The organism is Bacillus sp. JJ1503, from assembly GCF_036965125.1.
Taxonomy (GTDB): Bacteria; Bacillota; Bacilli; order Bacillales; family Cytobacillaceae; genus Cytobacillus.
On record NZ_JBALOZ010000186.1, the window covers coordinates 1 to 9824 of the forward strand.

The 9824-nt window shown below is 41.0% G+C and carries 6 protein-coding genes; all 6 read left to right on the plus strand.

The window, feature by feature from the left end:
• The first annotated feature begins 34 nt into the window (after window positions 1–34).
• The 6 genes from pcrA to V7149_RS14665 all read left to right on the plus strand — a co-directional run bounded on the left by pcrA (window position 35) and on the right by V7149_RS14665 (window position 9710).
• On the plus strand, window positions 35–2263 hold the full coding sequence (gene pcrA, locus V7149_RS14640) for a DNA helicase PcrA (RefSeq protein WP_335346356.1): 2229 nt from the start codon (window positions 35–37) through the stop codon (window positions 2261–2263).
• Window positions 2264–2299: 36 nt separating this feature from the next.
• Window positions 2300–4306, plus strand: coding sequence for an NAD-dependent DNA ligase LigA (gene ligA, locus V7149_RS14645; protein WP_335346351.1), 2007 nt, complete (start codon window positions 2300–2302; stop codon window positions 4304–4306).
• A gap of 35 nt (window positions 4307–4341) precedes the next feature.
• The gene (locus V7149_RS14650; protein WP_335346352.1) at window positions 4342–5490 is read left to right on the plus strand and encodes a CamS family sex pheromone protein; all 1149 of its coding nucleotides are present in this window, start codon (window positions 4342–4344) and stop codon (window positions 5488–5490) included.
• Window positions 5491–5734: 244 nt separating this feature from the next.
• The gene (pruA, locus tag V7149_RS14655) at window positions 5735–7282 is read left to right on the plus strand and encodes an L-glutamate gamma-semialdehyde dehydrogenase (RefSeq protein ID WP_335346353.1); all 1548 of its coding nucleotides are present in this window, start codon (window positions 5735–5737) and stop codon (window positions 7280–7282) included.
• A gap of 453 nt (window positions 7283–7735) precedes the next feature.
• On the plus strand, window positions 7736–9028 hold the full coding sequence (gene aceA, locus V7149_RS14660; RefSeq protein ID WP_335346354.1) for an isocitrate lyase: 1293 nt from the start codon (window positions 7736–7738) through the stop codon (window positions 9026–9028).
• Window positions 9029–9281: 253 nt separating this feature from the next.
• The gene (locus V7149_RS14665; protein ID WP_335346355.1) at window positions 9282–9710 is read left to right on the plus strand and encodes a YueI family protein; all 429 of its coding nucleotides are present in this window, start codon (window positions 9282–9284) and stop codon (window positions 9708–9710) included.
• The last annotated feature ends 114 nt before the right edge of the window (window positions 9711–9824 follow it).

Consider the following 9824-nt stretch of genomic DNA (forward strand, 5'->3'; position numbering starts at 1 on the left):
GCAACAGAACATATGTTTGGCGGTGATTGAAGGAATGAATTTTTTAACAGATAAGCTTTTAAAGGGATTAAACCCTGAGCAGCAGAATGCAGTAAAGACAACAGATGGACCTCTATTAATAATGGCTGGTGCCGGCAGTGGCAAGACAAGAGTGTTAACACACCGAATTGGTTATTTAATGGTAGAAAAAGGGGTCAATCCATATAATATTTTGGCTATTACCTTCACGAATAAAGCCGCGCGAGAGATGCGCGAAAGGATTCAGAGAATGATGGGCGGAGCGGCTGATGAGATTTGGATCTCGACCTTTCACTCGATGTGTGTGAGGATTTTAAGGAGAGATATTGACCGCATTGGCTATAATCGTAATTTCACCATTCTAGATACTACAGATCAGCAGTCAGTGATCAAAGGGATTTTAAAGGATAAAAACATAGACCCGAAGAAATTCGATCCCCGAGCCATCCTTGGTTCCATTAGCTCGGCTAAAAACGAACTGACAACACCTGAGGAATATTCGAAAACAACCGGCGACTATTATCAGCAGGTTGTCAGTGATGTTTATACAGAATATCAAAAGAGACTCAGAAGAAATCAAGCACTGGATTTCGATGACCTCATTATGATAACGATTCAGCTTTTCCAGCGTGTACCGGATGTTCTCGAATACTACCAGAGAAAATTCCAGTACATACATGTCGACGAGTATCAGGATACAAACCGAGCACAATATATGCTCGTAAAGCTTTTAGCAGCAAGATTTAGAAATCTATGTGTTGTAGGTGACTCGGATCAGTCTATTTACCGCTGGCGCGGGGCTGATATTGCCAATATCCTTTCCTTTGAAAAAGATTATTCCAATGCTAAAGTGATTCTGCTTGAGCAAAATTACCGGTCCACGAAAAGAATTCTTCTTGCAGCCAATCAAGTGATCTCTAGAAATATGAATCGAAAGGCGAAAAATCTTTGGACAGAAAACCCCGAAGGAAATAAGATTTTCTACTACCGGGCAGATAGTGAGCAAGGGGAGGCTCAATTTGTTGTCGGCAAAATAAAAGAGTTTACGAAAGACGGAAAGCGGAATTTATCGGATATTGCGATTCTTTATCGCACGAATGCCCAATCCCGTGTCATGGAGGAAGTTCTTTTAAAATCAAACATCGAATACTCCATCGTTGGCGGAATTAAGTTCTACGACCGTAAGGAAATTAAAGATATTCTCGCTTATTTAAGACTGATTGCAAACCCAAGTGATGATATAAGCCTGCAAAGAATTATTAATGTCCCAAAACGCGGAATAGGTTCAGGAACGATTGATAAGATTGCTGACTTTGCATCGCTGCACGATATGACGATGTTTGAAGCCTTGCAATCTGTTGAACTAATCGGTTTAAGCCCGAAGATTACGAAAGCTGCAGGAGAATTTAGGGATTTAATAAATAACTATACGCAAATGCAGGAGTACCTGTCTGTTACGGAATTAGTGGAAGAATTACTAGAGAAATCAGGATATCGAGAGATGCTGATTGCGGAAAAATCAATTGAAGCTCAAAGCCGTCTCGAAAACCTGGATGAATTTCTATCCGTAACGAAAAGCTTTGAAGAGGCTAGTGATGACAAAAGCTTAGTAGCCTTTCTAACGGATTTAGCGTTAGTCGCTGATATTGATAAGCTAGATGATGATGGGGAAAAAGCCGATGCTGTTGTCTTAATGACCCTTCACTCGGCAAAAGGTCTTGAATTCCCAACTGTCTTTTTAATTGGTCTGGAGGAAGGGGTTTTCCCTCACAGCCGATCATTAATGGAAGAGGCAGAAATGGAGGAAGAACGCAGACTCGCATATGTAGGAATAACGAGAGCAGAGGAAGAGCTGTTTATAACTAATGCTCAATTGAGAACATTGTTCGGTCGTACGAATATGAATCCTCCTTCGCGCTTTATAAAAGAAATACCTGAAGACTTGCTCGATGGAATCCAGCCAGCAAAAAGATCGGCTTCGCCTTTCGGAGGAACAGCGCTAGGGTCTTCATCAGAGGGAAGACCAACGCCTAGAAGGCCAGTGATTCGTCCAGCCATGAATGCAACAGGCGGAGATGAATTAGGCTGGAAGGTTGGCGACAAAGCGGTGCATGGCAAATGGGGTACGGGTACCGTTGTTAGTGTGAAGGGTGAAGGAGAAGGCATTGAATTGGATATTGCTTTCCCAAAACCAATCGGGATCAAACGATTATTGGCTAAGTTTGCGCCGATAACTAAGGGATAGGAGTTCCGAGCTTTTTCTATGAAAGGGGTTGAATCTATGGATCTTCAAATGGCTGAAAATAAAGTAAATGAATTGAAAAATTTATTAAATCAATATAATTATGAGTATCATGTTCTTGATCAGCCATCTGTTCCGGATGCGGAATACGATAGGCTTATGAGAGAGTTAGTTGAAATAGAGGAAGGATTTCCGGAACTAAAATCATCTGATTCACCTACGCAACGGGTTGGCGGAGAGGTTCTGGATATGTTCGAAAAAGTACAGCACCAGTCCCAAATGTTAAGTCTTAGCAATGCTTTTAGCGAGCAAGACTTAATGGATTTTGACCGACGTATCCGCCAGGTTGTTGGGGATGATTTTTCCTATGTATGCGAGTTGAAAATTGATGGATTAGCTGTATCTCTTCGCTATGAAGATGGATTATTTGTTCTCGGTGCAACGAGAGGGGATGGATCCACTGGAGAGAATATTACAGCTAACCTGCGAACGATTCGTTCCATTCCGCTTCGCTTAAATAAGGAGGTTTCACTGGAAGCCCGCGGCGAAGCATTCATGCCAAAGCGTTCCTTCGAGTCATTGAATCATCAAAGAGTGGAGAAGGGTGAAGAGCTTTTTGCCAACCCACGAAATGCGGCAGCGGGTTCACTGCGCCAGCTTGATCCGCGAATTGCTGCTTCTAGAAATCTTGATGTTTTCCTATATAGTGTGACAGATACAGGTGAAACAGCTATCGATTCACATAGTGAGGCATTGGACTTTTTAGATTCGCTTGGATTTAAGACGAATAAGCAGCGAAAAAAGTGTGCGGACATCCATGAGGTCATTGAATATGTAGAAAAATGGACGAAAGAACGTCCTCAGCTCGCGTATGAAATCGATGGAATTGTAATCAAGGTGGATTCGTTTGAACAGCAGCAGGATCTTGGAACAACAGCAAAGAGTCCACGCTGGGCCATTGCCTATAAGTTTCCAGCTGAAGAGGTTATTACAACCTTAAAGGCTATTGAATTAAGCGTAGGAAGAACAGGTGTCGTGACACCAACAGCGATCTTGGAGCCAGTCCGTGTGGCTGGATCTACGGTTCAGCGTGCTTCTCTTCACAATGAGGATTTAATTCGAGAAAAGGATATCCGAATTGGGGATCAAGTCGTTGTGAAAAAAGCAGGTGACATTATTCCTGAGGTGGTAAATGTATTAGCTGACCGAAGAACAGGGGAAGAAGAAGAATTTCACATGCCGACTCATTGCCCAGAATGTGAAAGTGAGCTTATTCGCCTAGACGGAGAGGTTGCCTTACGCTGCATTAATCCAAAGTGTCCAGCACAAATCCGTGAAGGTCTCATTCATTTTGTTTCCCGAAATGCGATGAATATTGATGGATTAGGAGAAAAGGTGATTAGCCAATTATTTGCGGAAAATCTGATCCATGATGTAGCAGATTTGTATAAGCTGAAGTATGAACAGCTTATTCAGCTTGAGCGAATGGGAGAAAAGTCAGTTCAAAATTTACTGGCTGCGATCGAAGCCTCTAAGCAAAATTCACTAGAAAAACTTATTTTTGGATTAGGTATCCGTCATGTTGGGGAAAAAGCAGCCAAAACCATTGCCCAGCAATTTGGATCCATGGAAGGTCTTGAAGCAGCTACTCGCGATGATTTTCTTGCCGTAAATGAAATCGGTGAGAAAATGGCTGATTCCATTGTTGCCTTTTTTGAACAAGAGGAGGTTAAAGAACTTCTTCAAGAGCTCAGAGAAGCTGACGTGAATATGGAATATAAAGGTCCTAAGCTCGTAACTGCTGAAAATTCAGAGTCGATTTTTGCTGGAAAAACAATTGTGTTAACAGGAAAGCTTGAAAGGCTGTCTAGAAATGAAGCAAAGGATCAGATTGAGGCATTAGGTGGTAAAGTATCTGGAAGTGTAAGTAAGAAAACAGATATTGTGATCGCAGGTGAGGATGCAGGTTCAAAGCTGACGAAAGCACAGGAATTAGGAATCGATATTTGGGATGAAGAGAGACTTGTGGAGGAATTAAAGGATTAGATTTTCTAAAGACAAAAGGAGAGAGTGGGAATTCCGTGAAAAAAATAATATTGCTTGCTCTTTCTTTAAGCCTTCTTCTTGCCGGGTGTGCGCCAAAGTTCAATGGACAGGATGAAGTGGTCCATGAAAAAGAGGATGCTAAAGAGAAAGCAATAATTCCAAGCTATAGGATTTCGGATCAGTACTACCGTACGATTTTGCCTTTTGAACCGAGTGAATCAAGAGGACTCGTCGTAGGTAATATTAATTCAAAATATGATATTACAGAGTTTGAAACGGGCCTGATGCGGGTTGCACAAAACAATTTTGACCCGGATAAATATATGTTTCAAGAAGGACAGCATTTAAAAAGAAAGACAGTTGGCCTCTGGCTAAACCGAAAATTCACTTCTGACCAATTAGAAGAGAATAAATTAAAGGAAGAGGACAACATTGGACTTAACCCTCTTGATAATGGAAAAGAAGAGACCCCGAAATACCTGGCCCATATTTTAGAACATAATTATCTAATTAAAAATGACGAGGGAAAGTATAAATTGGGAGGAGTCGTCGTCGGGCTAGCTCTCAATTCCATTTACTATTACCAAAAGATCCAATATGGGCCGACATATGAAACAAAAATTAGTCATGCCGAACTTGAAAAAGAGGGAAAGAAGCTCGCGGATGAGGTATTGAGCAGATTGCGGCAAATGGATCAACTCAAGGATGTTCCGATTACCATTGCCTTATTTGAACAGCAAAGTAAAACATCCGTCGTTCCTGGGAATTTCTTCGCTTATGCGAATGCCCCAAAGGGCAGCTCTAAACTAGGAGGATGGGAAAAGATTGATGAAAAGTATGTCCAATTTCCATCAACAGCTGCGACTGAAAATCATCGCGATGATTTAACATCCTTTTTGAACTTTAAACAAGATGTCGAATCCTATTTTCCTAATTTTAATGGGGTAATTGGTAAAGCGTATTATGTTCAGGGACAGATGCAAGAGCTATCCATTAATATTCCAATACAGTTTTATGGAAAGGCTGAAGGGATTGGATTTACTCAATATGTTGCAAGTCTTGTGATGAAACATTTTCCGGAATATATCTCCATAGAGGTTAATGTTTCATCCGTTTATGGTCCGGAAGCCTTGATTGTCCGCAAAGCTGACCAAAATGAACCATTCGTTCACATTTACAATTAGTATGTTTTGAGATGGAATGGAAGAGTCAAAATTCATTATTCGTGAAAAATATACGAGGATGAGGAGAAGTCTGTTTTTTAACTTTCCAAAAATTAGACCGTGTTGTTTGAACGGTTAAATCAAAACATGTTAAAATGGGAATTGGATGCAAAAGCTATACAAAGATAACAGTGAGCACAAAATTGGCGTTTCTTTTACTACGTGTTCATTTGTCATTTTTAGTAGATATGTGGAGGCGAAGAAAATGGTACAACCTTACAGACATGAACCATTTACAAATTTTAAAGAAGAAGAAAACCGTCAAGCTTATTTAACAGGTTTAAAGACGGTTGAAGGCTATTTAGGAAAAGACTACGATTTAGTAATTGGCGGAGAACGCATTACAACGGAAGATAAAATTACTTCATACAATCCTGCTAATAAGGAAGAAGTGATTGGCCGTGTGTCTAAAGCAAGTCAAGAATTAGCCGAAAAAGCGATGCAGGCTGCTGTTGAAGCGTTCAAAACATGGAAAAAGGTTAAGCCGGAAATTCGTGCAGACGTTCTTTTCAAAGCAGCAGCGATTATCCGCCGCCGCAAGCATGAATTCTCTGCTCTTTTAACAAAAGAAGCAGGAAAGCCATGGAATGAGGCAGATGCAGATACTGCAGAAGCAATTGATTTCTTAGAATATTACGCACGTCAAATGCTGCGTATTAAAGATGGTGTTCCAGTAAACAGCCGTCCAAACGAATATAACCGTTATGACTACATTCCATTAGGAGTGGGAATCATTATCTCTCCTTGGAACTTCCCGTTAGCGATTATGGCTGGTACGACAGTTGCTGCAATCGTAACAGGAAACACTGTGTTATTAAAACCAGCTTCAACAACGCCAATTGTTGCAGCGAAATTCGTTGAAGTCATGGAAGAAGCAGGACTTCCAGCAGGTGTTCTTAACTTCGTTCCAGGAAGCGGTGCAGAAGTGGGCGACTACTTAGTTGACCATAAAGACACTCGTTTCATCAGCTTCACAGGTTCTCGTGACGTTGGTCTGCGTATTTTCGAACGTTCATCTAAGCTGAATGAAGGTCAAATTTGGATGAAGCGTTTAATCGCAGAAATGGGCGGAAAAGACACGATTGTTGTCGATAAAGAAGCAGATCTTGAACTAGCTGCGACTTCTATTGTTGCTTCTGCTTTCGGATTCTCCGGACAAAAGTGTTCTGCATGTTCACGTGCAGTAGTTGTTGAAGATGTTTATGATCAAGTATTAAACCGTGTTGTTGAATTAACAAATCAACTAACACAAGGTGATCCAGTAGATCAAAATAATTACATGGCAACAGTTATTGACCAAAGTGCTTACAATAAAATCATGAGCTATATTGAAATTGGAAAGCAAGAAGGTAAGCTAATGACAGGCGGTGAAGGGGACGATTCCAAAGGCTACTTCATCAAACCAACTGTATTCGCTGACCTTTCACCAGAATCTCGCATCATGAAGGAAGAAATCTTTGGACCAGTTGTAGGCTTTACAAAAGCTAAAGATTTCGATGAAGCGATTGACATTGCCAACAACACAGAATACGGCTTAACGGGAGCAGTTATTACCAACAACCGTATGAACCAAGAAAAAGCACGTGAAGATTTCCATGTTGGAAACCTATACTTTAACCGCGGTTGTACAGGTGCTATTGTAGGCTACCAGCCATTTGGCGGATTCAATATGTCAGGAACTGACTCTAAAGCAGGCGGACCTGATTATCTGCTTCTTCACATGCAAGCGAAAACAACATCAGAAATGTTCTAATTTTAAAGAGTGATTTGTCATTGGACAGATCACTCTTTTTTTTCGTTAAGAAAATATCTTTTATTCAGCGTAGAAGATATTAAGGGAAAAATCTATATTCATTCCCCATTCAAGCTCCAAAAGGCGGTTGCTGGTAAAAGAAACGCCGTCTCATTCCCCGATCAAGATTAAAAAGGCAGTTGCCGGTAAATGGAACGCCGTCTCATTGCCCGTTCAATGTCAAAAAGTGGGCCGCCGGTAAAAGAAAGGCCGTCCCATTCCCTGTTCAAGAATAAAAAAGCGGTGAGCGGAAAATAGTTGAATTCTATGAATGATCGATTAGAATTTTCAAAATATTTATAAAATGGGGTTCCCTTTCAGAATTATCTGTTATATAATACAAAATGTATAATATGAATTGTAATATAACAACATTGAATTTCATCAAAACATTTTAAAGGAGGAGTAACACAAATGAATGATTCAAGAGTGAAGCAATTGCAGGAAAGCTGGGAGATGGATGCACGCTGGAAAGGGATTGAAAGACCATATTCTGCAGAAGAGGTCATTCAATTAAGGGGCTCCATCGATATTGAATATACACTGGCACGTAGGGGAGCTGAAAAGCTTTGGAAGCTTGTGAATGAAGAGGATTTTGTTCATGCGTTAGGAGCATTGACAGGAAATCAGGCTGTTCAGCAGGTAAAAGCAGGATTGAAGGCAATCTATTTAAGCGGCTGGCAAGTAGCGGCAGATGCCAATCTTTCCGGTCATATGTATCCTGATCAAAGCCTGTATCCAGCTAACAGTGTTCCAAGCGTAGTCAAGAGAATTAATCAGGCCCTGCAGCGTGCAGATCAAATTCATCATATGGAAGGGGATTCATCCATTGACTGGTTCGCTCCGATTGTGGCTGATGCGGAGGCTGGGTTTGGCGGCCAGCTGAATGTGTTCGAATTAATGAAAGGGATGATTGAAGCCGGAGCAGCAGGCGTCCATTTTGAGGATCAGCTCTCTTCCGAGAAAAAATGCGGACATCTTGGAGGAAAGGTTTTATTACCGACACAGACAGCCGTTAAAAACCTAATTGCTGCTAGGTTAGCAGCAGATGTAATGGGTGTGCCGACTCTAGTAGTTGCTAGAACAGACGCGAATGCGGCGGATTTAATTACTAGTGATGTAGATTCATATGATGCACCTTTCATTACGGGAGATCGAACACCTGAAGGGTTTTTCCGGACTAAAGCAGGTCTTGACCAAGCTATTGCAAGAGGATTAGCCTATGCCCCATATGCGGACCTTGTCTGGTGCGAAACGGCGGAGCCTAATCTGGATGAGGCAAGGCGCTTTGCTGAAGCCATTCATGAAAAGTTTCCTGGCAAAATGCTTGCCTATAACTGTTCTCCATCATTCAACTGGAAGAGCAAGCTTGATGATGAAACGATTGCGAAGTTCCAAATTGAGCTTGGAAAAATGGGCTACAAATTCCAATTCGTTACCCTTGCTGGCTTCCATGCCTTAAACCACAGCATGTTTGAATTGGCTCGCGGCTACAAAGACCGTGGCATGGCTGCTTATTCCGAATTACAGGAGGCTGAATTTGCAAGCGAGGTGCATGGCTATACAGCTACTAGACATCAAAGGGAGGTGGGGACCGGATATTTCGATCAAGTTTCAATGACGATTACAGGTGGAACCTCTTCCACAACCGCCTTGAAGGGTTCAACGGAAGAGGAGCAGTTTACATCCGCAAAACAGGAAGTATGATGATTTTGTATGACTGCAGTATGTTTAGCTAATTGATTTTCGTTTATCAATCATTCTATCGTGATTTTTGACCAATTTTTCTCCCATTTTATCCTCTCTTCTTTGTGAAGGGGGGATTTTTTTGCCGTATGATTTTTCAAAGATGACACCTCTTGATACAATAAAACATACATATTAATAGCCCTTCTTTTAAAATCTATATACAATTAACTTATTGGTGGCTGTTGAGAAAAAAACAACAGGAGGTATTACTTTGTCTAATAATATCGATGATTATATCCTCCAGGGAATCCATGGCCAGAAGCAAACAAAGCCTGATGAACGAAGGAAATTCCTTGGAACTTTGCGAGAACGAATCGTGATTGCCCTTACACAATCCCAAATTAGAGAAGACGGCATCTATCCTCAAATTGAAAAGGCGCTAAAGGATAATGGGAAAGCTCATCTTTACTTAAATGGAAATATGAATTACGAAGAACTTTCAAAATATACCAAACTAGCTTCAAAATATAGGATAGAATACACGATGGTGACTAATAAGGATTATAATTCAGAAATTGGCTTAGCTCTTGCTCATGACTATGCGATTGATAAAGAGGAGATATATGTAAAAAAAGAAGTGCCGATCAAAAAAGCTCCTAAAAAGAAAAAGGGATTCTTTTCGTTATTTTCAAGGAGTTAGATAAAAAGTGGAAAACCTAATGAAAAGTCCGTCACTAGCGGCTATTGGACGACTTTTCATGGTTCCGTCACGTCCAAAAGTCCGTCCACTTTCCATGGACGGACATTTCACGTT

What these genes read in the sequence shown, in the direction of transcription:
- pcrA (WP_335346356.1), top strand. Translation starts at nt 35, where the DNA reads ATGAATTTTTTAACAGATAAGCTTTTAAAGGGATTAAACCCTGAGCAG.
- ligA (WP_335346351.1), top strand. Translation starts at nt 2,300, where the DNA reads ATGGATCTTCAAATGGCTGAAAATAAAGTAAATGAATTGAAAAATTTA.
- pruA (WP_335346353.1), top strand. Translation starts at nt 5,735, where the DNA reads ATGGTACAACCTTACAGACATGAACCATTTACAAATTTTAAAGAAGAA.
- aceA (WP_335346354.1), top strand. Translation starts at nt 7,736, where the DNA reads ATGAATGATTCAAGAGTGAAGCAATTGCAGGAAAGCTGGGAGATGGAT.